The sequence below is a fragment of the Vibrio sp. TRT 17S01 genome (genome assembly GCF_050113695.1).
Taxonomy (GTDB): Bacteria; Pseudomonadota; Gammaproteobacteria; order Enterobacterales; family Vibrionaceae; genus Vibrio.
The window spans coordinates 300559-323241 of sequence record NZ_JBNJOG010000005.1 but is presented as its reverse complement, the minus strand read 5'-3'; the positions used below and the strand labels follow the sequence as shown (position 1 = coordinate 323241).

Sequence of the window (22683 nt, the reverse complement as noted above, 5' to 3'; positions counted from 1 at the left end):
CAACGTTGAATTTCAATCTGCGCGTCGATGGGCTAGAAGACGGCACCTTAGTGGTTCGGGAATATCATGGCAGTGACACCCTTTCTCAAAGTCGCTTGGATGATGGCAGCCTGTGTCACGGTTACCGATATGAACTGGCACTGGCTAGCCGTAAAGCCAACCTCACCGCAGACCAAGTGGTGGATAAAGCCATTCAGTTAGAAATTGAACTCAATGGTCAGATTGTTCAACGGGTTCATGGTATTGCCCGTAACTTCACCAAGGGTGATACTGGCCATCATCATACCTTCTATGCCTTAACCTTAGTTCCTGCCCTTGAACGTTTATCCCTGCGCCATAACAGCCGTATCTTCCAGTTAAAAACCGTCCCTGAAATCCTCTCTGTCCTGCTTCAGGAAATGGGGATTAATGACTATGCCTTTTCCTTAAAGCGTGACTGTGCTCAGCGTGAGTTCTGTGTTCAGTACCGAGAGACCGATTTAGACTTTCTCCATCGCTTAGCGGCCGAAGAAGGTTTAGTGTACAGCTTTATCCATGAAGAAGGTAAACACACCCTGTTGTTTACTGATTCCAGTGAAAGCCTCCCTCAACTTGGTTTGCCTGTCCCTTACAACGTGTTAAGTGGCGGCGCCATTGATACGCCTTACATCTCTCAACTAGAAACCCACACTCAAACGGAAGTCAGTCATACCGCATTAAAAGACTACAGCTTTAAAAAGCCCGCTTATGGGTTTGAGCAACAAGCCCTTGGCACTGAGATGGCTTACCAACGCACTGATGTGTATGAACACTTTGATGCACCGGGACGCTTTAAAGATGATGACAATGGCAAAGCGTTTAACCAAATCCGCTTAGACTACCTCAGACGCGATGCCCATACCGCAACTGGGAAAAGTAACCACCCGCAGCTTCAGTCTGGTTACAAGTTTGACCTGCAAGAGCACCTTGATACGGCATTAAACCGAGACTGGTTAGTGGTTCAGGTTCACCATCAAGGGACTCAGCATCAAGCTTTGGAAGAAGAAGGGGGCAACGGCACCACCACTTACACCAACCAGTTCAAACTGGTGCCCGCGAACATTACTTGGCAGGCTACCCCACAAAGTAAACCTCAGGTGGATGGCCCGATGATAGCCACTGTCGTGGGCCCTGAAGGGGAAGAAATCTTCTGTGATGAACATGGCCGAGTCAAAATCCACTTCCCTTGGGACCGCTATTCGAATGGAGATGACAAGAGCTCGTGCTGGGTTCGTGTTTCACAAGGTTGGGCGGGCAGCCAATACGGCATGATGGCAATCCCTCGTATTGGCCATGAAGTCATTGTCTCATTCCTAAACGGTGACCCGGACCAGCCGATTATCACTGGCCGTACCTACCATGCGACCAACACCTCACCTTACACACTACCAGACAATAAAACCAAAACCGTGATACGCAGTGAAACTCATCAAGGTAGCGGCTTTAACGAAATCAGCTTTGAAGACCAAGCGGGTGTCGAACAGGTTTACCTGCATGCTCAGAAAGACTTTGATGCAGAAATCAAGAATGACCACACCACACACATTAAGCATGATAAACACCTGACGGTAGAGAATGACAGCTTTACGCAGGTAAAAAACAACCAACATGTGACGGTGGATGGTGAGTCTCGTGAAAAGGTAACAGGCGATAAAACGGAAATTGTAGAAGCCAGCCTTCACCAGAAAATCGGCAGCTTATATGCCATCGATGCAGGGCGAGAAATTCACCTTAAAAGTGGTGCAAAAATTGTGGTAGAAGCTGGGGCCGAAGTGACGTTAAAAGCAGGTGGCAGTTTTGTCAAAGTGGATGGCGGCGGTGTTCATGTTGTTGGTCCTGCAATTAACCTCAATGCAGGAGGTAGTGCCGGAAGTGGTAGTGGTTATGGCGGCAGTGAAGCAATTTTGCCGGGAGAGCTAGAATCTTTAGAGCCGCCAGTTGCTGCGCCGAAGATCAACTACCAAGCGTTACTACAGGCAGAAGAAGCCAATGTGCCGATGGTCAAACCATGTCCCTTGAAGGAGGCCTAACGTGCTAAAAGCTTGGTTTTCTGCAAGGCAACAAAATAACTTCTGGTTGGTAGATAAAAAGGGGTATCAAACTGTTATCCAAGCCAACCATGGCAAAGCGATTGATGACGCGATGCCATTATTCCAAGGTGAACAGTTCTCAGAAGTGCTGGATTTGAGCCCTTGGTTACTTCCAATTTCTTCAGAGCTGTTATCGCTTGCCGATGACGTTTTTACTTTTGGTATCGGGCTGAGTACCTCGGTTGAACAGATAACACTTATTCAACACCTTCGTAGCTTGCTTGTTGCGGCGTATGAAGGTGAAGAAATGATGTTTCGCTTTTACGATACTAACGTGTTAAGCCCGATGTTTGAAACTATGGATGCGGGCGAGCGCTCCGCATTTCTTGGTTGTGTGTCAGAACTTGCCATTTGCCATGACGGGGAATTAGCACAATACGATTCTGATATGACTGAGCATTGGGCGCATCAAGATGCAATATGGTGGAAGATACTACCCAAACATTTAGCTCCTTTGTACAAGGTTACGACTCACGCAAAAGCGCTGGAGCGTCGTTTTTGGCAAAAGCTACCTGATTCGATGGCGCAGCTCGATGACCCATATCAAACACTATTGACTGCAATGGAGTCAGCACAACAGCGAAACCTTTCCGCTCAAGATATTGAGTTCGTTGCAATTAAGACGTTAATGTCTGCAACCAATACCCACCTAAGCGTAATCACGCAAGCCTTTCATCTCTCTCAGGATGAACAATCACAATTAATGAATACTCAGGAGAAAATCGGATGAGAGCCACCGGTACCAGTGAATATTGTTTGCCCTGTGAAGACCTGAGTCATTGGATTGAAATCTTAATCAGAGACGAGCACAACCAACCGTTTGAGAATGTTGCAGGTGTCATCATTGATGCCACGAACAAAAAGCATGACGTAACACTTAGCGAAGAACCTATCTTACTAGAAGACCTGCCTGCGGGACCTGTCAAGCTGGTGCTCAATGCTGAAGAGTGGGTGAAAGAAGCACAAGCTGGTCCTCATGCAAAAAATACAGAGTGTGATCCAGTTGAAGAGTTTGCGGATTCCTATGAAGGGCATGAAGCTTCCTTAGCGCAATACTTTACAGTGACAACTGGCGATCTAACCGAACTCCCCACCACTATTTCGCTACCCGAACGCCACACAAAAGGGAAAGCGGACTCAGTAAGATTCCTCACCAATAAATCTTATGTATTGCGTGTAAGGGCTTATAACTTTATTACGCTACGTGTTGGGATGTTTTTTGATGGCACAGGCAACAATACGTATAGCGCCCAATGGGGTAAAAAAGAGTTAGATAAGTATTACTCGAAGTGGCGCAATAAGTACTACGTTCAAGCGAATAAAAAGATACCAGATTGGCCAAGCGATATGTTCACTTACCCAGATGATGAGAAGTTTCATTTCTTTTGGGAAGAAGATTACGCAGTGGATGGTAGCGCATCCAACGAGCTCACTAATATTCAAAAACTGCATGATTTGTATCTAGACGATATTTATCTTCCAGAGGTTAATACATTTATTCAATCTGAGTACATCACTGGCATAGGCACTGGCAATGAAGTCGACAACACAAAACCTGCGGATGAGTCTGTATATATCGGACAAGCAACAGGGTTGGGTGACTATGGCGTGGAAGCTAAAGTAGAAACAGGCATTCAACAGTTATGTAGAAACATAATAAAAATACAAGAATCAGATGCTTATCGAGAATACCAATTTGACGGTATAAGAAAAGTTGAGTTGGATACATTTGGTTTTAGTCGAGGTGCAGCAGCAGCTCGGCACTTTGCCAATGTAGTGATTGATGGGCAAAGTGGATTGTTTGCGAAGGAGTTTGTTAAGGCGTGTAAGCAGAACAAGATCAGCTTAATCAATGCTTTCGACTGGAGTGAAAATGAATTTTGTCATATTAAATTTATTGGTTTGTTTGATACGGTAGCAGCTATTTTTGACCCTAGAAAACTAGATTTCACTCCTCATAATGATCGAAATGGGAGTGTCCGTTTGTGGCTTGATCCAGAAAGAATTGAACGAGTTGTTCATATCACTGCCCATAAGAAAACTGAGTATCGATATAACTTCTGTTTAAACCAGATCAATCCAGCAGATCATTTTTTAGAATTTGTCGTTCCTGGCGCTCACTCAGATTTGGGAGGAGGGTATCAATCTTTGCAAGCGTATAGAGAGATTTCGACAAATGGTAAGGTAGATTACCTATTACCTTTACTTGAGCGTAAACGAATTAAAAGGATTACTGAACGAGTTGGTATTTCTGGTCGAGATAATACTAAGAAAAAGGTAAGAGAGAAACTTGAGGCGGTAATTGAAAAAGAAAAGCTGCTTGGATGGCAGAGTAGTGACTTCCATATTGACGATTCTAAGGTTGTTTACCGAGGTCGTCATGACCAGGCATATGTGATTGGTACTCTTGAATTAAAACGTAGAGTCGAAGGTGATCTTTCTAGGCTTTATCTCAGGGTTATGTATGGTTTTGCTGAATATGCAAAGGTTCCGGTCAATGATGATGATGGACTGATTTGGATAGAGGACGGCGACAGTTTTTACTCAGTACCGAATCAGGTAGGTGGCGTTCCTTTTGCAAACATATGCAAAGATGCGCTTAAGAAAGCCAAAGAAGGTGAGCTTCTAGCCGATTTAGACGTGTCAGAAGCAGACATAATTGTAGATAGTAAGATGATGAATGATTTCGCCAAAGCAAATCTAATTCACCATTCGTCAGATGATTCTATTGCTAATAAGCCTCATAAAGAAGGAAGTACTTATATTCGTGAAGTTTTTGCGTGTAAGAAGGATAGCTAAAATGAAATATGTCGTGTTATTGGCAAGTTTGTTGCTGTCGGTGAGTATTAATGCTTTTTCAAAGGTTCCTGATATTCCCCAAGATCTACCTAAGTGGCGTATTGGTTACGCTATGTCGTCATTTTATCCCGTTAAAGTTACGCAAGCATATGGAATAAATGAAGAACAAGATTGGACTTCTTATATCCACAATGAAATGCACTTTTGGCGAAGATCGAAGCTTGATTATGTAAGAAGAACACACCCTGATTATGATGGATATGGAATTGCTCTTGGTTCTCCTGTTGCTAAAAAAGATCAAGTCGCTGGAGCCACAAGCCTACCTGACTTTGTTTATATTTATTGGGCTTCACTTGCTAATGCAAAGTTTTATGTGACTAAGTTTGAGTTAACGGATGAGATAAAAAAAAATATGATGATCAAGGATGAATATATTCGTTTTGATGGGGTGAATAGGGAATGCTATCGAACCGATATCATTTTTGGTTTTTTACCTAATGGTAATACAAAAGTATGGCTATATGGCTGTGGTGGATATACATACTTAACAGAAATAGCTGCTGATTCAGAAGTAGATAGAGACACTTTTGGAAATGATGCGGAAATATACAAAAAAAATTATGCCGATAGGATAGTTAAGCGCGCTGAAGCTGAGGGAGCAAAACTGTTCCCTATTCCTTGGGATAAAGTTAACAAAGTCTATGAATGGCAAGATCTAAAGTCTGATTAAATTCAACAAAATAATTAATATTCACAGGACTCAATAATTAATAATGCTGAGTAATGTTTTTCTTCAAACAGGAGTGGTTTTAACTTTATGCTCCTGCACTTCTTTTGCCTCCGTCCCTGAAACGAGCTGGCGTGTGAGTATTGCTGCGCCTTCGCTATACCCAGTTAATGTTACACAGAGCTATGGTATCAATGAACATGAAAACTGGACGTCTTCTCTTCACAACTTTACTCAATTTATGCGAGTCACTGATATTAAAAATGTTCGCAAAAGATTCCCTAGGTATGATGGATTTGGTATCCCTATCCAAGATTATACGATGATCCGTAGTCGTCAGGTTTCTCCAACAAACCATATACCTGAAGTAATATATTTATACTGGGTTTCGCTTGCTAATACTCAGTTTTATGTGACTAAGTATCCAGTTAGTAATGCAGTGAAGAAAGCAATGCGAATGGAGACAAGCTATACCAGAGGTGATGGAGCGACTATAGATTCTTGCTATCGTATTGAATTTGTATTTGGTCTTTTCCCAAACGGTCAAGCCAAAGTTTTTTTGAAAGGATGTGGAGAACTTATATTTTTAACAGACTTAGCGCCCGACAGCATCTTAGATAAAGATAGTAATGGTTTTGGCATCGAAGATTATATGAAAAAATCGTATTTTAAGCGTATCCAAAAAAGAGCAGAAGATGCAGGTGTTGTTATAGACCCAGTTTCTTGGGATAAGGTTAATAAAATCTACTCAAAAGAAAACATTATTGAGTTGCATTAGAAGCTCATTTTTACTTAAAACATGCGCCGGGAATGCAAGTTTAATTCACCATTCGTCAGACGATTCCATTGCGAATAAACCTCATAAAGAAGGAAGTACTTATGTTCGTGAAATTTTTGCGTGCAAGAAGGATAGTTAAGATGAGATATGTCGTGTTATTGGCGAGCTTGTTGCTGTCGGTGAGTATTAATGCTTTTTCAAAAGCCATTGATATTCAAACAGATTTCCCTAAATGGCATATTGGTTACGCGATGTCGTCATTATATCCAGTTAAAGTGACACAAGCATATGGGATTAATGAGGAGCAAGATTGGACTTCTTATATTCACAATGAAATGCACTTTTGGTGAAGATCGAAGCTTGATTATGTAAGAAGAACGCATCCTGATTATGATGGATAGGGGCTCCCGTCGCAGAGAAAGATCAAGTTGCAGGTGCTAGGCAGCTCCCTGATACAATATATATTTACTGGGTATCGCTTACGAATGCAAAGTTTTATGTGACTAAATACAACTTATCAGAAAATGTTAAAAAGCAGATGATAACTCAAGGAATCTTTAACTTTTCTGATGGCACAACCGATTCGTGTTACAACACGGATATTATTTTTGGTTTTCTTCCTAATGGAAATACTAAGATTTGGTTGGATGGTTGCGGTGAGTATATTTACCTAACTGAAATAAAGCCCGATGCAGAGGTGGATAGAGACATTTTTGGGAATGATGCGGAAATATACAAAAAAAATTATGCCGATAGGATAGCTAAGCGCGCTGAAGCTGAGGGAGCAAAACTGTTCCCTATTCCTTGGGATAAAGTTAACAAAGTCTATGAATGGCAACCGCCAAAGAACAATTAAATCACACAAATAGGCAGGCGATATCGCCTGCCTTTGTCACTCGAAGTAATATACAAACATAATAATCATGCTAGGGAATAAATGATGTTGGTGAAGGTATTTCGTCGGTCTGGAGTAGTTTTAGCCTTGTGGGCTTGTGCTATCAGTGGCGCGACGGCTAGTAATGGCTTAAGTGATCTAAGTGCTGAGCAGGCATTTGAAAAAGGTAAACTTTGCGTTGGCAACGGTATCATCAAGAAGCACTTCCATACTTAAAATATGCGGCAGAAAAGGGCATGGTAAAAGCCGCTAATATTTATTCTATTGAGCTTAAAGATGGCTCAGAAAAACAAAGAAAACTCAATCACTATGCTCGATATAGCAAAAATGGCAAACAATGATTCGGTTGCATTAGTTGATGGATTGTTTGACGCTTCTATCAGTGATCATGGTATGGAGTTTTATATCCCTAACTTATGGACTCAACTACAAACTCTGAGTAAAGAAAGTTTGTATGAGAATTACCAAGGTGCCATTACTTACCTCAACAATAAAATTTCAGAATTGCAACAAAGTTACTCAGCCGTGCGGCTGGAGTGGATTAAAGTACGGGGCATGCCTTACTCTCCCATTGTGGAAGCGAAAAAATGCTCTATTGAGAAAGAGAAATCGGTGTTGGACGAACAGCTTAAAAATCATCAACAAGTTTTATCGGAACTCTCCAGTATAATGAATACCCCTGAGCGCATGCCGTTAAGTTTATTATTACTCGCTAATCAATCTCTTTCTGGAAACACTAAGGAGAAACTCAAATGACCTTACTCAATAAAAAGCGACAATGGATATGGCCCATTGGACTGGTTGTTTTGGTTGGTAGCGTTTATTGGGGGGGCTATTTTACGAACAGTATGCCGCCACAAAATTACATTCGTATCGCAGGTGAAAAACCAGCAAACATGACAATCAAAGCTTGGGCTAACTACATCGCCAGTGGTGATGACTGTGAATCTTATTCTTACGATATGTTTGGACAAAAAGCGCATCAGGGAGGAAAAATCACCACTTTTTTCACTCAAAACTTCGCTGAAGACGACGAGCATTATGAACTAAGAGTCCCATATACTACGTATACGGATAGCCAAAACTGCATTATTGAGTTAAGAGATATTACGGTAGAAGCATACAACGCTTTTGATAGCGTGGGGTTTGCTCAATTACGCATCTATCAAGCAGGTGAACGTTACAACAATAAACCTATAAATTTAAGCTCAACTATAGAAGCAAGAGATTGTCGTGCCAGATATTACGAGGATTTGCAAGAGTGGTCTTCTGGATTAGCTTGTAGCTTTTACACGAACGGAAAAATAAAAAACAAGAAATCAGACACTATTGTATTCAATGCTTATACCGTTTACTTCGACTTCTCTCAGTTTGAAGATGAAACTACCATTACCTACAACATCTTGGCCGGAGAAAACTATCGTCAAGAGCTAGTAAACCCAAATTCTGGGCAACAATAGTTTATCGGTTATCGCATGAAATTGTTAATAAAAATAATTCTTGTCGGCATCGGGGGTATGATTCTCTTTTTCCTAGCGGTGATATTCATCTTAAATCCGCTCATGAAATGGTACGATGGTAACAAGCCGCCAATTGGAAGCGACAAAGACGATCATTTCATCCGTATTCAAGGCGCTAAACCTGTTGATGCAAACGTCACTGCCTACGCAACGTTTACTGGCGGAGGAGAAGAGTGTCGCTCACGGTCTTGGAGTGCTTTGGATGGGAAAGTAAAAAAGGTTGGGAAAGGGGTATTTAAAATTGAGCATGACTTTTCAACCAAACCTGAGCAATACGAATTGAGAGTACCGTACCAAGATTATACCTCCTCTGGTTGCAATATGAAGTTACTCCAAATATATGTAGGTGCAAAAAACGCATTCGATACGGCAGGGTTTGCGGACTTACGTATTTACCCTCCGCTCATGGAGTCTGATAAGGCACTGGCGTTTGACTCTAAAATTGAAGCGAGAGACTGCGATGGTCGCTTATATCAATGGTCACAAGACATATGGAAAGGAATTATTGGATGCTACTATTTCGCTGATAATAAAAAACTATCCCAAGAGTCAGAAACTAATGCAGAAACCGTATACTTCGACTTCTCTCAGTTTAATGACGACATTACCATCACCTACAACATCTTGGCCGGAGAAAACTATCGTCAAGAGCTAGTAAACCCAAACTCTGGGCAACAATAGTTTATTGGTTATCGCATGAAATTGTTAATAAAAATAATTCTTGTCGGCATCGGGCGTTTGATTCTCTTTTCCCTAGCGGTGATATTCATCTTAAATCCGCTTATGAAATGGTACTATGATAGTAAGCCGCTGATTGGAAGCGACAAAGACGATCATTTTATCCGTATTCAAGGCTCTAAACCTGCTGATGCAAACGTCACTGCCTATGCAACGTTTACTGGCGGCGGTGAAGAGTGTCGCTCACGCTCTTGGAGCGCTTTAGATGGGAAAGTGAAAAAGGCGGGGAAAGGTGTATTTAAAATTGAGTATGATTTTTCAACCACACCAGAACAATACGAATTAAGAGTACCGTACCAAGATTATACTTCTTCTGGTTGTGACATGAAGTTACTCCAAATATATGTAGGCGCCAAAAGCTCATTTAATACAGCGAGGTTTCCAGACTTACGTATCTACTCTCCGGTCATGGACTATGATAAGGCACTGGCGTTTGAATCCATAATTGAAGCAGGAAATTGTGAACCGTTTTATTCTAAAACGTATAAAAAATGGACGGATGGAGTGGGGTGCGATTTCTATATCAATAAAAAAAGAATATCTGAGGAGCAGGAGTTTAACGCTGAAACCGTTTACTTCGACTTCTCTCAGTTTAAAGATGACACTACAATCACCTACAACATCTTGGCCGGAGATAATTACCGTAGCGAAGCTGTGAATCCATAAACAGGGCAATAGTGGATCAGTTTTATGAAATCATTAATAAAATTCACCCTTGTCACTATCGGCTGTGTAATTGCATTTTTCCTTATTATTATCTTTGTTGTAAATCCTTTAATAAAATGCTCCAGTGACAATCGTGCACCTATTGGTAGTTCTGAAGATGATCACTATATTCGCATTCAAGGAATTAAACCTTCAGATGCGACTGTGACCGCTCAAGCTATCTTTTATGGTGGTGGAGAAGACTGTACATCATTTTTTTGGAGTGCTTCTGATGGTAAAAAGCGGCAAGGAGGAAAAGGAGTATTTAGACTTGAGTACAACTTTTCAGATGAGTCAGATCGCTATGAGTTAAGAATTCCGTATCTGAATTATGCATCATCTGGTTGTGATATGAAGTTGTATCAAATTATAGTTAGCGCTAAAAATGCGTTTGATCCTATTGGCTTTGCAGAGCTGAGGATTTATCCACCTACAAAGTCGTCGGAGAAGTCTATTGCGTTAAGTTCAATAATTGAAGCTAGAGACTGCGATGGTGAGGTTTATATGAGCTTGCGAAAAGTTCAGGCTGGTGCAATAGGCTGTTATTTTTATATAAATAGTGACAAACAAACTAAAGAAAAAGAGTTTAATGCAGAGTCAATTTATCTAGATTTTTCCAAGTTTAGTGATAGTACTATTATCCATTATGATATCTTGGCCGGAGAAAACTATCGTAATGAACCATTAAATCCAGAGTCAGAAAAATAATCGGTATGAATGCTCTTGTAGATTAATGTGTCTTATACGAGGAGATAACATATGGGCAATAATTTGGAATACTCTAATTAAATCACACAAATAGGCCGGCGATATCGCCTGCCTTTGTCACTCGAAGTAATATACAAACATAATAATCATGCTAGGGAATAAATGATGTTGGTGAAGGTATTTCGTCGGTCTGGGGTAGTGTTGGCCTTGTGGGCTTGTACTATCAGTGGTGCGATGGCTAGTAATGACTTAAGTGATCTAAGTGCTGATCAGGCGTTTGAAAAAGGTAAACTCCTGCGTTGGCAACTACATCATCAAGAAGCGCTTCCATACTTAAAACATGCGGCAGAAAAGGGCAGTGCAGAGGCTGCTTATATTTATTCTATTGAGCTTGAGGATGGCTCAGAAAAGCAAGGTGAAGAAGAATATCATTACGCGCTTAGAGCGGCTGAACAAGGCAATTTACTGGCAATGCTTAAAGTCTCTTCAAGTTCAAACCCTGAACGAGATGAGATTAGGCAAGAATGGGAAGAAAAGACCCAACAAGCCATTTTAGAACGTGCTGAAGCAGGTAATCCTGAAGCGATGTTATTGCTTCATACCACGCTCGAAAAAGAAAAAGATAAAATGGCATGGCTGGAAAAAGCCGTAGCAGCCAATCACCCTGAAGCGAAGTTTAAACTTGCTCAAGCATATGAAGCTGGGTACGACTGGTTTTTCATTCCCGGAAAGCGCAGCAAAGAGACTAAGCGCTTGTATCAAGAATCGGCAGAACAAGGTTATCCACCAGCGATGAAAGCGTACATGGAACAGCTTCTCGCTAAAAAGAAAACCCGTGAAGAAGGTTTTGAATGGATGAAAAAACTCGCAGAGATTGGGCGAGCCGATAGCCTACTTTTGATCGCCAATACCTATGCGGAAGATCGCCAAATGCGTGATATTGTGCCGCAAGACAGAGTTAAAGCGCTTAGTTATCTCTACGCCTATTTTGAATCAATGGCGACTCCAAAATCTCATGACTCTTTGCATCGTGCTTATCAAAAAAAGATCGCGATACACCGTTCTTTACTAAGTGAAGAGGAAGGGTTAAAAGCGGATGCAATGGCTGAAGATTACTTGGCAAACCATACAGTGCGAGCCTACGATGATCTTTGGCAATGGGGCGTGGATTATGGTGAGCGTACAACGCCAGAACAACCTCAAAAAAACGAGGCGGGAGAATAATAAAAAATAACGCCATTTAAATTGAGTGAGAAAAAGGACGTGTTACTCTGGACACACAACATAGCTACTCTCTAGGCATGTTGTTCTTAACAGACAAATTAGTTGACTTAGACATTTGGAATAAGAATCTCCCCAGTTTCTTATTCCTTTTTTTTATCTGTTTGTTCCTCTTAACTCCTTGCTTTTTATGTTGAATTCTCTTGTTGCGCTGTCAAAATATACAACAGATAAATACATAAGGAAGTGAGTATGGCTAGGTTTGTTCTTCGAGTGACAGCAACGGCGATTGCATGCGTGTTACCGCTGAGTTCTGCGTCTGCCGATGTTGGGAATACACCATTAGTTGGTGGGGTGTTTAATTCCACCCATGTTCTCAAAAATCAAATAACGTCGTCATTGAGTTATTCGACCAAATTCGCCAGAGATTTGTCACTGTTCACCATTGGTGGGCTGACTCTAGAGGCGTACGTATTGACCCTACCTTTAGAAGCTAAAATAAAAGCAAGGGTCATGAGTCAAATCGCGGACCCAAGTTACGCCATCCCTTTGGGCTATTTTCTGTATCAGTTTTATGAGCGTTACACTGGGGTCGATGACGAAGATGTATTTAAAGCTTATTTACAAACAGTTTATGATCAACAGGCGCTAAAAGGGTTTGAACATAGCTTGTTCTCTATTTCTCAGCCAACCATAAGCGAACAAACTGAACATGTAAAAGATCAAGGACATCATGAAGGTATCAAAGTCGATCGCGAGTTTATTGCTGCGATGGTCACGGTGTACGATGCGCTAGTTGATATCGGGCAGTGGCAAGATCAAGACTACCTACCAGAACACTATCAATACCTTACCGATTCGCCAGATGACTTGGCATTGGTTGCCAAAATACAACCTATAGTGATTGGAATCATGAACCAAGCGCTTTCAGGTATGGATGAAGGCGACATGAAAGCGGCGCTACAGGCCATTGTTGATGACGGTAAACCTGAAAATCACAGTAAGGTAAACAATAAAGCACAAGCAATAACGATAACGCTCATTGACTTTGTTCGATTGAATGTACTCAAAGCATATCGACAATTTGTTTTCCAAGATGAGCGTGCAACACTTTTGTCCAACTGGATGCAAGATGCCTTTTCTGATTCACCACAAACGCTACTCGACTTTTTGACATCACAGCAGAACCGACGCTTTGCAGTTCAGGTAACTGTCGATGGTTTACAACAAGGGTTAATAGAGGGGCTGGTTGACCCCGAGAAGCCGTTTTTAAAACAAGCCTATCAAACACACATCAATCAACAAAAGTTGGCCACAGAGCTACCAACAAGCTCTCCTGAACACATACAGGACGTGAGGTTTATGCATGTTCTGTCAGAACAAGTTTATAAAGATCCGCATTACTTGCCTTTTTTTAAACGACTTTACCAAGACAGCTACAACTCAATTGCTCGCGTGGGCATTTCCTCGACTCCAACGATCAGTGTTAGAAACTTACCTATCATAAAAACAGGAGCAAAAGTATCGGGGGAACAGGGCACAGGTATTCCAAATTTCCATTTTGTCGATCGTCATGAGGATCGTGCGTATTACTTTTTTGGCAATGACGCCTTGCAACTGGATAGGTTGATGCAAGTCAACAAGGTGCAAACCATGTTTGATCGCTTAGTCCATTTAAAAACACTCAATTGCAACGCACAGTACGATTGGAATGCACATATCAGCTATGACGGTTTAGTCAACCTAGGCGCCGGAGAAGCACTGCGTGATTTTGGGGAAAAGCGTTGTTTACGAGAGTTGGAAGAGCGTGCGCAAATAGAGCAGCAATTAACAGTGGTTCGGAATAAATTGATTGAAGATGTGCAACGCTACCAACAAATTCCTTTCTGGGATATTTACACAAAGCTCACACGCAAATGGAAGTTAAAGCAAGAACTTGAAGCTTATGCAAAACTCGATAATTTTGGGATGCCAGATTACACATTGATTTACAATCCTTGGCCGGATCATTTTGCGCATTTTGTTGGCCCATTTAGCGATGAAATCATAATGCCTTCCGGAGAGCTGAATCGTTTGGATTATTGGTTAGGTCGAGTCGAAAATGCCTACAGGGAAGCTGGTGTTTATGAACGAACGCTATGGGGAATGGCAGGGGATCATGGTTTAGCGCCAGTTTATTATTCGCTCAACCCAGAGAAGGCCATTTTTACACCATTAGAAACAAAGCTAGGCTATCCACTGATCATCAAGAAAATATCGTCTGATGAAGGGGAAGGCCCGAAAATTACCAATGCGCTTAACTCGCCATCAAATAAGCATATCGATGTTGTGGTTGCCTCTACCGCTGGCGGTAATTTTATGATGGACTTCTTTAACTCATCATCCGGCTGGCAAATCCAGCCAACATACGAAGAGCTAACGCAGTGGCGACCACTGAACGCAGCTAATAATAACGCCGTTAATATCGTGCAAGAAAGCCTTGATTACTTAAAAGATACGCTCGACTACATGGTTGTTAGAGAGACGGCCTGCGATGATAAGCAGTGTGAAATACGCTTGATAGCAAATCGTGATGGGCAGAGGATTGACGAGCACATTATTCGAAAAGGTGAGCGATTCTACTATGGGAAGCTTGATGGCCGTTCAGGAGAACTGTTGCAAACTCAACAGTTAAATCATTACCTGCCACCTCCAACGGAGAAAGAGTTGAATCAGTTAAGTGAGTTGGTTGAACGATGTATTCAAAGGGTGAAGCAAGAAGATCCTATGACCTGGTGCACCGCGCAAGAGTGGCGCAATTTAACGCGTTACACGCCGAGACCAGACTCTGTGGTGCAACTGGCCTATTTGTATGCGGAGGATCGGGCGGGCACCATCAACCTCTTCCCACGAGAAGGTATTGGCTATAACACCAAAGTTCCCGGCCGTCATGCTGGAGAAAGCTACTTAGAGAAGGATGCATTTATCGGTTTCTGGGGCAAGCCAATCGGAGCGCAGGCAATACCATTGATCTCTGAAGCAAATGGGTCACTCGCACCGACGCTTTATCAATATCTAACAGGAGAGCAAGTGCAAGTGGGTGAACGTGGCTGGGGATACCCATCTTTAATAGATAAGTTGGACATTCAATAGCTTAGAAAAAAATGCGTGTCTCCTTGTTCTGAGAGGTTGGTAGCTAGGGTATTGCCAACTAGACTGAGTAAGTAATACTCAGTCTAAACTTTCGTTCAGGGAGGTATCATGGCCACGCAAGATATTCATCATTTCTTCCATCCTGAATCCGGCACCATCAGCTATGTGGTGTCTGATACCAGTACTGGTGAAGCCATCATTATTGATCCTGTCGCTAACTATGACCCTCATAGTGGAAAAGTCACTTTTGAATCTGCTAATGAGATCATTGGGTACATAGAAGAAAACCAGCTGCATGTGACTGCCATTATGGAGACGCATGTTCATGCGGATCATCTTACTGGCGCTTTCTATTTAAGTGAAAAGCTTAGCGCACCAATTAATGTGGCTGAAGGGGTCAAAGATGTGTATTCGGAATGGAAAGATGAGCTGCTTCTGAAAGAGTTGTACGAATTTGAACATTTCCTTTTGGATCATGAACACCTAGAGTTTGGTGATTCTGACTTAGAAGTACTGACCACACCGGGCCATACACCTTCAGATTTGACCTTTAAAATTGGTAATGCTGTGTTTGTTGGTGATGCGTTACTACACCATGGAACAGGACGTGCAGATTTTCCCGGTGGAAGCGCCCATAAAATGTTCGAGTCGATATCCCATCTCTATGAGATGGATGATAAAACCGATGTGTATCTTTGCCATGACTATCCGGAAGACCCTCACAGCTTGCACCACAAAACCACAATAGGTGAAGAGAAGCATGAGAATGTGTATCTAACAGAAGAGACATCTGAAGCGCAGTTTGTCCATTTAAGGGAAGAGCGAGACAGTCATCTACCTCCTCCAAAACTGCTCAAACCCGCACTGATTTACAATTTAACAGCCCATTTGCCTGAGTCAGATAAGCGTATTAACAACTAATTTTAACGTGCTTGGGTTAGCAGAAAATAGATGGCGATTTTCAAAAATAAATTGAAAATGAATCAATTAAGGAGTGGTTTTTCTTATTTGTTCAGTTAGTTATTGTAGCGCAACAATTCGAACATTCATTCAGTTTCAAATTAATGGAGAAAATTATGAGCATTGTTCGCGCTGCACAAGCCCGCTATTCAACCAAAGCTTTCGATTCGAGCCGAAAAATCACCGACGATAAAGTGGCAGAACTAAAAGAGTTGATTCGCATGAGTCCATCAAGCGTTAACTCACAGCCGTGGCATTTTATTTTGGCGAGTACTGAAGAAGGTAAAGCACGAATCGCAAAAGCGGCTCAAGGTGGCTTCTCCTTTAATGAACGTAAGATCCTTGATGCCTCTCACGTGCTGGTTTTTTGTGCCAAAACAGATATCGATGAAGAGTATTTGCTAAAGGTACTACAAAGTGAAGAGGAAGCGGGTCGTTTTGCTGATGAAGAGTCAAAGCAAGCGATGCACGGTGGACGTTCGTACTTTGTAAATATGCACCGCTATGACTTAAAAGACGTAAAGCATTGGATGGAAAAACAAGTGTATCTCAATGTGGGTACCTTGTTACTGGGTGCAGCAGCGATGGATATTGATGCGGTTCCAATTGAAGGGTTTGATGCTAATGTACTTGATGAAGAGTTTGGTCTTCGTCAGCAAGGCTTTACTGGTGTTGTGATTGTTCCGTTAGGCTATCACAGTGAAGATGATTTTAATGCGAAGCTACCAAAGTCCCGTTTTGCTCAAGAGCAAGTTTTTACGGAGTGTTAAGCAATGGTTCATTTGTTAGCGGAAGTAAAGGCGCATAACGAACACATTGCCCAAGTTGAGGTATTACTCCGAGGGTTGCTCGAACCAACCCGTAATGAGAAAGGGTGTTGTCAGTATGAGCTGCATGCTGACTCAAAAATCCCTGGTCTTTTTTTGCTTCAGGAGATTTGGTGTTCTCAAGAAAGCTTAGATACTCACATGCAGACGGAGCACTTTCAAAGCTTTAAGCAGATCTGTGAAGATCGCGATCTCCTAGAGTACGTTCAACTGCGTCCTTTGCAGTTTCTTGGTTAGATCTCCATGGTTGCCAGTACTTGTTTTCGTTGCTGGCAGCACTTCTCTTGCACAAAATCACGAAACTTGCGGATTGTTGGGTTTAGCAGTCGGCGATCTGCACACATCATGTAGAGAGGCACAGGTCCACAATCCCACTCGGGCAAGACCCTAACCAAACGTCCATCCAAAATATCTTGGCTGATGTCCATTAGTGATTTATTGGCAATCCCTTTTCCTTTCAAAGCTTGGCGGTGAACGACTTCGCTGTCGTTACTGGTTGGATTTCCGCTGACAATCAGTGTTTCTTGATGGCCATTTTGTGTCAATGTCCATTTGTTATACAGAGTATCGGAAACCATATAACACAGGCAGTTATGTTCAATCAGATCTTGTGGTTGGGTGATGGTTGGATGGTTTGCTATGTATTCAGGTGAGGCACAGAGAATGCGTTCATTTTCATTACACACCGCAATAGCGACTAAATTGGAATCTGCTGGCTCTCCATAGCGTATCGCAATATCTACAGGTTTGCTGTACATGTCCGTTAAGCTATCGGAAAGCTCCAGTTTAATCGTCACTTTTGGATGGCTTTCGATGAACTCATCAATCCAATTGAGCAGCAGATTGCGACCAAAATCTGATGGGGCGGTAATGTAGAGTTGTCCGGCAAGCTCTCCGCGATGACAGGCGATTTGATCTAACCCTTCCTGCAGTATGCCGAGTGCCGTTTGTGTTTTCTCGAGAAAGATCTCTCCTTCTCCGGTCAGGCGCAAGTTGCGGGTAGATCGGACAAATAAAGGGAACCCAACTTGCTGTTCAAGGCGCTTAATTGTGGCACTAACAGCCGCAGGCGTGACATCTAAACTGTTGGCGGCTTTAGAAAAACTACCTTGGCGGGAAGTTTCAACAAAAATATTGAGATCGTTGAGGGCTTTCACAACCTGTCCTCAGAACGTAATAGCTTTAGTATAACTACACTATACGCTCACAAACGCTGGCTGCAAATGAAGATTAGTTGTTGCTAATGTTAATTATTTGTGAATCTCGATCATGATTTATCGTCACGTAACTTTACCTTATTTGTGACGGGGAGTAGGTTTAAAGTTAGGTAATCCATAGGAGGTACTGCAATGACAGAACTCAGTGGTTTTAACCGAGCTATTGTAGAAAAGCGTATTGAATGGACACCTGAGCTATTCAGTTTACGACTCAATGGAGCGCACCTCGACTTTAAGGCTGGTCAGTTCACGAAACTAGCGTTGCATGGTGAGGACGGCAAGGTGATTAGCCGTGCTTACTCATTAGTGAATGCACCTTTTGCCAGTTGTGATTGGCTCGAATTTCTTATCGTGGCAAACCCACAAGGACAGCTCAGTCCCAAGTTACAAGAATTGCAAGAAGGGCAAGCACTTTATGTGGGAGCAACGGCCCATGGAGAGCTAATTTTTGACTCGATACCTAAAACGACGAAAGACTTGTGGCTTATTTCAACAGGGACGGGGATTGGCCCGTTTCTTTCTCTATTAGACGACATCAATATGCGGCCAGGGTGTGACAACATTGTTTTGGTACACGGGGTGCGACACGAAAAAGACTTGGTGTATCGATACCTTATCGACCAACTGCTGACTCAATATGAAGGGCGCTTACAATACGTGCCTGTGATCAGTCGTGAGGCCCCACAAGGTGTATTGCATGGACGGATTCCAGAGCTAATTGCCAATGGTTCATTGAGCAGCTTTTCGGGTGTCTCCATGTCGCCAGAGCACAGCTTCGCGATGTTATGTGGCAACCCGGACATGATTCGTGATACCTCATCGGTGTTGCAGCAGCAGGGCTTACGTAAACACAGAAGGCGTGAGCCGGGCAACTTCATCTTTGAACGGTATTGGTGATAGCGTTAGTTATCGAATGGCACTTGATTGAGTTCCCACATTTCTAACACATGTGTCGGATTATGACAGGAGCCAAGTAGAATCTGATATTTCGGATCGTATGGCTCGCCTATGTAGGTTGTACGAATGAGTTCGCCAGTTTTTAGGTCAATCTGCGTCACAACACGTCCTTTGAAGTTATGAAAAACGGCAAACTGTTCACTGGAATACAAGAATTGTTCACGGTAAAACCAAAAATGATCGGCGGTTTGTGTCAATTCGCATTTCAAAGGCAGGGAATAAGGGTCGGCGGTGTTTGCCGGCGTGGATAAAAGCAGGAATGCCAACATGATGCTCTGCATAGAAAGTTCCTTTTCTATACCTTTATTGCATTAAGTATAGGCGTGCTTTTCCATTGTTGTAGCACGCATGGATACTAATTTTCTATTGCGCCTCTAATGTTGAATGGTAGCATCTTATGTTCGTTTTCAAGGAAGAGAGACGATGAAGATAAAAATTGACGATTTAACCCATGATGCAGTCGTTGCATTATTAGAAGAGCATCTTGCGGATATGAACGCTACTTCGCCACCAGAAAGTGTTCACGCACTTGATTTGTCGGCACTCAAAGTACCTTCAGTGACATTCTGGACTGGGTGGGAAGAGGACGGATTATTAGGTTGTATTGCACTAAAAGCGTTAAGCCATTCCCATGCAGAAATTAAATCGATGCGGACAAGTCGAACAGCACGGCAACAAGGGGTTGCATCACGTTTACTACGACATGTTTTAAACTACGCAAAACAATCGGGTTACCAGCGCATTAGTTTGGAAACGGGAAGTATGTGCTTTTTTGAACCAGCCCGAGCGTTATATGAAAAGCATGGCTTTAGCTATTGTGAACCATTTGGTGATTATCAGCTCGATCCAAATAGTAAATTCATGACATTAAAGCTCGCTTAAGTGTTTGGAACAAAAGAAAGGCCAGCATCACGCTGGCCTTTATCATTCTGATGACTTACTGACTTAAATTAGAAGCCTTTGATGTTTTCCGCTTCTAGTTCAGAGAAGTATTTCACTGTTTTTACTTTCAGTTCTTGAGTTGCAGGCTCGTCACATACAATTACTGATTTAGGGTGTAATTGTAGCGCTGAAACTGTCCAAAGGTGGTTTACACAACCTTCAACCGCTGCTTCTAGAGCAAGCGCTTTGTTGTGACCTGTAACTAGAATCATGATTTCTTCAGCATCAAGAAGAGTACCAACACCGATAGTTAGTGAGTATTTTGGTACTTGGTTCATGTCACCGTCGAAGAAGCGAGAGTTTGCGATGCGCGTATCTTCAGTCAGTGTCTTGATACGAGTACGTGAAGACAGAGAAGATGCAGGTTCGTTAAACGCAATGTGACCGTCGTTACCTACGCCACCCATGAATAGGTTGATTTTACCGTAAGACTTAATTTTGTCTTCGTAACGTTGGCATTCTGCTTCGTGATCTTCAGCATTACCGTTTAGCAGGTTGATGTTCTCTTCCTGAATATCGATGTGGTTGAAGAAGTTAGTGTACATGAATGAGCGGTATGACTCTGGGTGGTCTGCTGGTAGACCAACGTACTCATCCATGTTGAAAGTAACAACGTGCTTAAAGCTTACTTCACCAGCTTTGTGCAGTTCGATAAGAGCTTTATAAGTAGCAAGTGGAGTACCACCAGTTGGCAGACCAAGTACGAACGGACGTTCTGCAGTTGGTTGGTATGCATTGATGCGTTTAACAATGTGTGCTGCTGCCCATTTACCGACTTGTGCTGCGTTGTTTAACGGGATAAGTCTCATTTTTTGCCCCTAATAGTTGGAATTCGTTGCTCTAAGATAATTAATTCGCATTATAAAATAAGTTAAATGGAACCGCTATTGTTTTTGGTCAATTTTTCTCTGTTTCTTAGCTAAGCATTTTAAAGATGAGACAGCATTCGTTTGCTTGATTCAGTTTAGGCAAAGCCAATGGATTCAATGTGCGATAATTTTCTGTGCCAAATTAAGCCTAATCCCCTGTTTATACAAGGTTGCTTTCTCTACAAACACTATACTTGCTTAATATAGAGACGTATTGAGCGGGCTGTATCACTTTCCTGATGCATGAATCTCATCTTGTTCTCTTGCTGGGGTAACATAAGTACTTAATTTTTGACTGATGCTGCCGCTAATAGATAAAGCGGGGTGTGTTGGAACACGTATAGAGGCCTAACGGCTAGGAAGAAAGAAGTCAGAATGAATTTAATCGGGATCGCAATCGGTGCAACTGGATTACTCTTGCTGTTTATGTTCGGCTGGATGCTGGTGCTATCGCTGAGGAAAAAACGGTTGGAGCAGGAGCGGAAACAACGCGAAATTGCTTATCGCAAAGCGATTGAGAAAAACCGAAAGCAAGAGCAGGAAGAGCGAGTACACAAAGCCGAAAATGGTCACATTCCCACCATATTGTTTCTAGCAAAAGAAGCGGAACGAACCAATCCAAGAGAAGCTCTTTACTGGTACAACAAAGCGGCAAATTTAGACAATGTGACTGGCATGTACGGCATATTACGCATCTCTGAAAAGATGCGTGATGATGCGATACTCCGACAGCAAATTAAATATTGGAAAATATGTATTGCTGCACTTGAAGGTAGCGTGTCGTCTAAGTTCGAAATGGGGCAGGCACTCTTTTTCGGCCGAGGAACGGAAATCAACGTTGCAAAAGCAATTCGCATTATTGAAGACGCTGCCAAACAGAACCATCTAGATTCAATGATCTTTCTAGGTGACTGGTACCAGTCACCAAATAATCCTGAGCGGGAACCAAATCAATCGATAGAATGGTATCGCAAAGCGGCGCAGCTAAAGAGTAATGAAGGACGCATGAAACTTGGTTTGTGCTATGTCCATGGTACTGGCGTGGCGGCGAACTTTGATAAAGGGTGTTATTGGTTAGAGCGGGCAGCGGAGAAAGGTTACACCGAAGCGATGTATAAAGCGGGTGAAACTTGGATGGATACCAGTACCAATGGGAATGCGATTGCCTACATATGGTTGTTTCTTGCAGGCCAACTTGGCCATGATGGCGCGAGGATGCTTCGTGATCAGGTTGCGTTGAATATTGGTGTTGATACTGTCGTCGGGTTGCAGTCGCTTTCAAAGCCAATGCTAAAACGAATTAAGGAAAATAAAGTCGGTAAGCACTCGATTATCAAAGCATTAAACAAGCTTTATAAGCGTAAACTTCAGTTACAAGAGAGCGATGATGTTGTCACAGCAGAACCTGAGACGTCAATCATCGAAAATGAAGTCCATGAGTCAGTAGAGCCAGCATTGGCTGAACCTGAGAAAGCAGAGGCTGAGAAATTGGATTTCACCGATACCTCAATGGGAAAAAAGTAACTCAATAGCTGAAGCATATCGGTATTGGCTAGAAAAAAGGCTCGCATTGCGAGCCT

Annotated in this window: 24 protein-coding genes; 21 read left to right on the top strand and 3 right to left on the bottom strand. The window is 42.4% G+C overall.

Features of this window, described 5'->3' with window-relative positions; translation table 11 throughout:
* The first annotated feature begins 5 nt into the window (after nt 1–5).
* The 18 genes from tssI to ACQEXS_RS10860 all read left to right on the top strand — a co-directional run bounded on the left by tssI (nt 6) and on the right by ACQEXS_RS10860 (nt 17355).
* Complete coding sequence (tssI, locus tag ACQEXS_RS10945; RefSeq protein WP_427013852.1) at nt 6–2048, top strand: type VI secretion system tip protein TssI/VgrG; 2043 nt, start codon at nt 6–8, stop codon at nt 2046–2048.
* A gap of 1 nt (nt 2049) precedes the next feature.
* Entirely contained in the window at nt 2050–2838 is a 789-nt protein-coding gene (locus ACQEXS_RS10940; RefSeq protein WP_427010860.1) for a DUF4123 domain-containing protein, read from the top strand.
* The gene (locus ACQEXS_RS10935) at nt 2835–4907 is read left to right on the top strand and encodes a phospholipase effector Tle1 domain-containing protein (RefSeq protein ID WP_427013841.1); all 2073 of its coding nucleotides are present in this window, start codon (nt 2835–2837) and stop codon (nt 4905–4907) included. The genes ACQEXS_RS10940 and ACQEXS_RS10935 overlap by 4 nt, the downstream gene beginning before the upstream one ends.
* A 1-nt stretch (nt 4908) precedes the next feature.
* On the top strand, nt 4909–5637 hold the full coding sequence (locus ACQEXS_RS10930) for a DUF2931 family protein (protein ID WP_427013840.1): 729 nt from the start codon (nt 4909–4911) through the stop codon (nt 5635–5637).
* A 43-nt stretch (nt 5638–5680) separates the two neighbouring features.
* Nucleotides 5681–6412, top strand: coding sequence for a DUF2931 family protein (locus ACQEXS_RS10925; RefSeq protein WP_427013839.1), 732 nt, complete (start codon nt 5681–5683; stop codon nt 6410–6412).
* Nucleotides 6413–6552: 140 nt separating this feature from the next.
* Nucleotides 6553–6762, top strand: coding sequence for a hypothetical protein (locus ACQEXS_RS10920; protein ID WP_427013838.1), 210 nt, complete (start codon nt 6553–6555; stop codon nt 6760–6762).
* A 47-nt stretch (nt 6763–6809) separates the two neighbouring features.
* Nucleotides 6810–7268: a DUF2931 family protein gene (locus ACQEXS_RS10915; RefSeq protein WP_427013851.1), complete on the top strand. Its 459-nt coding sequence runs from the start codon at nt 6810–6812 to the stop codon at nt 7266–7268.
* Between the two features lie 81 nt (nt 7269–7349).
* Nucleotides 7350–7523 carry a hypothetical protein gene (locus tag ACQEXS_RS10910; protein ID WP_427013837.1) on the top strand — a complete coding sequence of 58 codons (174 nt, stop codon included), beginning with the start codon at nt 7350–7352 and terminating at the stop codon, nt 7521–7523.
* Between the two features lie 60 nt (nt 7524–7583).
* Entirely contained in the window at nt 7584–8063 is a 480-nt protein-coding gene (locus ACQEXS_RS10905; protein ID WP_427013836.1) for a hypothetical protein, read from the top strand.
* Nucleotides 8060–8767, top strand: coding sequence for a hypothetical protein (locus ACQEXS_RS10900; protein WP_427013835.1), 708 nt, complete (start codon nt 8060–8062; stop codon nt 8765–8767). The genes ACQEXS_RS10905 and ACQEXS_RS10900 overlap by 4 nt, the downstream gene beginning before the upstream one ends.
* Before the next feature lie 15 nt (nt 8768–8782).
* Nucleotides 8783–9508 carry a hypothetical protein gene (locus ACQEXS_RS10895; protein ID WP_427013834.1) on the top strand — a complete coding sequence of 242 codons (726 nt, stop codon included), beginning with the start codon at nt 8783–8785 and terminating at the stop codon, nt 9506–9508.
* Between the two features lie 15 nt (nt 9509–9523).
* Nucleotides 9524–10231 carry a hypothetical protein gene (locus ACQEXS_RS10890; protein WP_427013833.1) on the top strand — a complete coding sequence of 236 codons (708 nt, stop codon included), beginning with the start codon at nt 9524–9526 and terminating at the stop codon, nt 10229–10231.
* Between the two features lie 24 nt (nt 10232–10255).
* Nucleotides 10256–10978 (top strand): hypothetical protein, encoded by a 723-nt coding sequence (locus ACQEXS_RS10885; protein WP_427013832.1) that lies wholly within the window; start codon nt 10256–10258, stop codon nt 10976–10978.
* Between the two features lie 162 nt (nt 10979–11140).
* Nucleotides 11141–12202 carry a tetratricopeptide repeat protein gene (locus tag ACQEXS_RS10880; RefSeq protein WP_427013831.1) on the top strand — a complete coding sequence of 354 codons (1062 nt, stop codon included), beginning with the start codon at nt 11141–11143 and terminating at the stop codon, nt 12200–12202.
* A gap of 249 nt (nt 12203–12451) precedes the next feature.
* Complete coding sequence (locus ACQEXS_RS10875) at nt 12452–15331, top strand: alkaline phosphatase family protein (RefSeq protein ID WP_427013830.1); 2880 nt, start codon at nt 12452–12454, stop codon at nt 15329–15331.
* Nucleotides 15332–15439: 108 nt separating this feature from the next.
* On the top strand, nt 15440–16252 hold the full coding sequence (locus ACQEXS_RS10870; protein ID WP_427013829.1) for an MBL fold metallo-hydrolase: 813 nt from the start codon (nt 15440–15442) through the stop codon (nt 16250–16252).
* A gap of 155 nt (nt 16253–16407) precedes the next feature.
* Entirely contained in the window at nt 16408–17061 is a 654-nt protein-coding gene (gene nfsB / locus ACQEXS_RS10865) for an oxygen-insensitive NAD(P)H nitroreductase (protein ID WP_427013828.1), read from the top strand.
* A gap of 3 nt (nt 17062–17064) precedes the next feature.
* Nucleotides 17065–17355 carry a putative quinol monooxygenase gene (locus ACQEXS_RS10860; RefSeq protein ID WP_367990393.1) on the top strand — a complete coding sequence of 97 codons (291 nt, stop codon included), beginning with the start codon at nt 17065–17067 and terminating at the stop codon, nt 17353–17355.
* On the opposite strand, the gene ACQEXS_RS10855 is transcribed toward ACQEXS_RS10860, so the two are convergent.
* Nucleotides 17352–18275: a LysR family transcriptional regulator gene (locus ACQEXS_RS10855; protein WP_367990392.1), complete on the bottom strand. Its 924-nt coding sequence runs from the start codon at nt 18273–18275 to the stop codon at nt 17352–17354. The two genes, ACQEXS_RS10860 and ACQEXS_RS10855, sit on opposite strands and share 4 nt — an antisense overlap.
* Nucleotides 18276–18467: 192 nt before the next feature.
* Here ACQEXS_RS10855 and ACQEXS_RS10850 point away from each other — a divergent pair, with 192 nt between their 5' ends.
* Nucleotides 18468–19232: a ferredoxin--NADP reductase gene (locus tag ACQEXS_RS10850; RefSeq protein WP_427013827.1), complete on the top strand. Its 765-nt coding sequence runs from the start codon at nt 18468–18470 to the stop codon at nt 19230–19232.
* A 5-nt stretch (nt 19233–19237) separates the two neighbouring features.
* On the opposite strand, the gene ACQEXS_RS10845 is transcribed toward ACQEXS_RS10850, so the two are convergent.
* Entirely contained in the window at nt 19238–19573 is a 336-nt protein-coding gene (locus ACQEXS_RS10845) for a hypothetical protein (protein WP_427013826.1), read from the bottom strand.
* Between the two features lie 142 nt (nt 19574–19715).
* Between ACQEXS_RS10845 and ACQEXS_RS10840 the strand changes: the two genes are divergently transcribed.
* Nucleotides 19716–20174: a GNAT family N-acetyltransferase gene (locus ACQEXS_RS10840; protein WP_427013825.1), complete on the top strand. Its 459-nt coding sequence runs from the start codon at nt 19716–19718 to the stop codon at nt 20172–20174.
* A gap of 68 nt (nt 20175–20242) precedes the next feature.
* Here the strand turns inward: ACQEXS_RS10840 and nagB are convergent, their stop codons facing one another.
* The gene (gene nagB / locus ACQEXS_RS10835; protein WP_367990388.1) at nt 20243–21043 is read right to left on the bottom strand and encodes a glucosamine-6-phosphate deaminase; all 801 of its coding nucleotides are present in this window, start codon (nt 21041–21043) and stop codon (nt 20243–20245) included.
* A gap of 435 nt (nt 21044–21478) precedes the next feature.
* Here nagB and ACQEXS_RS10830 point away from each other — a divergent pair, with 435 nt between their 5' ends.
* Nucleotides 21479–22627: a tetratricopeptide repeat protein gene (locus ACQEXS_RS10830; protein ID WP_427010851.1), complete on the top strand. Its 1149-nt coding sequence runs from the start codon at nt 21479–21481 to the stop codon at nt 22625–22627.
* The last annotated feature ends 56 nt before the right edge of the window (nt 22628–22683 follow it).

Bases quoted from the DNA above. Each gene is read 5' to 3' on its own strand.
- ACQEXS_RS10935 (WP_427013841.1), top strand. From the start codon at position 2,835: ATGAGAGCCACCGGTACCAGTGAATATTGTTTGCCCTGTGAAGACCTG.
- ACQEXS_RS10930 (WP_427013840.1), top strand. From the start codon at position 4,909: ATGAAATATGTCGTGTTATTGGCAAGTTTGTTGCTGTCGGTGAGTATT.
- ACQEXS_RS10925 (WP_427013839.1), top strand. From the start codon at position 5,681: ATGCTGAGTAATGTTTTTCTTCAAACAGGAGTGGTTTTAACTTTATGC.
- ACQEXS_RS10920 (WP_427013838.1), top strand. From the start codon at position 6,553: ATGAGATATGTCGTGTTATTGGCGAGCTTGTTGCTGTCGGTGAGTATT.
- ACQEXS_RS10910 (WP_427013837.1), top strand. From the start codon at position 7,350: ATGATGTTGGTGAAGGTATTTCGTCGGTCTGGAGTAGTTTTAGCCTTG.
- ACQEXS_RS10905 (WP_427013836.1), top strand. From the start codon at position 7,584: ATGGCTCAGAAAAACAAAGAAAACTCAATCACTATGCTCGATATAGCA.
- ACQEXS_RS10900 (WP_427013835.1), top strand. From the start codon at position 8,060: ATGACCTTACTCAATAAAAAGCGACAATGGATATGGCCCATTGGACTG.
- ACQEXS_RS10895 (WP_427013834.1), top strand. From the start codon at position 8,783: ATGAAATTGTTAATAAAAATAATTCTTGTCGGCATCGGGGGTATGATT.
- ACQEXS_RS10890 (WP_427013833.1), top strand. From the start codon at position 9,524: ATGAAATTGTTAATAAAAATAATTCTTGTCGGCATCGGGCGTTTGATT.
- ACQEXS_RS10885 (WP_427013832.1), top strand. From the start codon at position 10,256: ATGAAATCATTAATAAAATTCACCCTTGTCACTATCGGCTGTGTAATT.
- ACQEXS_RS10880 (WP_427013831.1), top strand. From the start codon at position 11,141: ATGATGTTGGTGAAGGTATTTCGTCGGTCTGGGGTAGTGTTGGCCTTG.
- ACQEXS_RS10875 (WP_427013830.1), top strand. From the start codon at position 12,452: ATGGCTAGGTTTGTTCTTCGAGTGACAGCAACGGCGATTGCATGCGTG.
- ACQEXS_RS10870 (WP_427013829.1), top strand. From the start codon at position 15,440: ATGGCCACGCAAGATATTCATCATTTCTTCCATCCTGAATCCGGCACC.
- nfsB (WP_427013828.1), top strand. From the start codon at position 16,408: ATGAGCATTGTTCGCGCTGCACAAGCCCGCTATTCAACCAAAGCTTTC.
- ACQEXS_RS10860 (WP_367990393.1), top strand. From the start codon at position 17,065: ATGGTTCATTTGTTAGCGGAAGTAAAGGCGCATAACGAACACATTGCC.
- ACQEXS_RS10850 (WP_427013827.1), top strand. From the start codon at position 18,468: ATGACAGAACTCAGTGGTTTTAACCGAGCTATTGTAGAAAAGCGTATT.
- ACQEXS_RS10845 (WP_427013826.1), bottom strand. From the start codon at position 19,573: ATGCAGAGCATCATGTTGGCATTCCTGCTTTTATCCACGCCGGCAAAC.
- ACQEXS_RS10840 (WP_427013825.1), top strand. From the start codon at position 19,716: ATGAAGATAAAAATTGACGATTTAACCCATGATGCAGTCGTTGCATTA.
- nagB (WP_367990388.1), bottom strand. From the start codon at position 21,043: ATGAGACTTATCCCGTTAAACAACGCAGCACAAGTCGGTAAATGGGCA.
- ACQEXS_RS10830 (WP_427010851.1), top strand. From the start codon at position 21,479: ATGAATTTAATCGGGATCGCAATCGGTGCAACTGGATTACTCTTGCTG.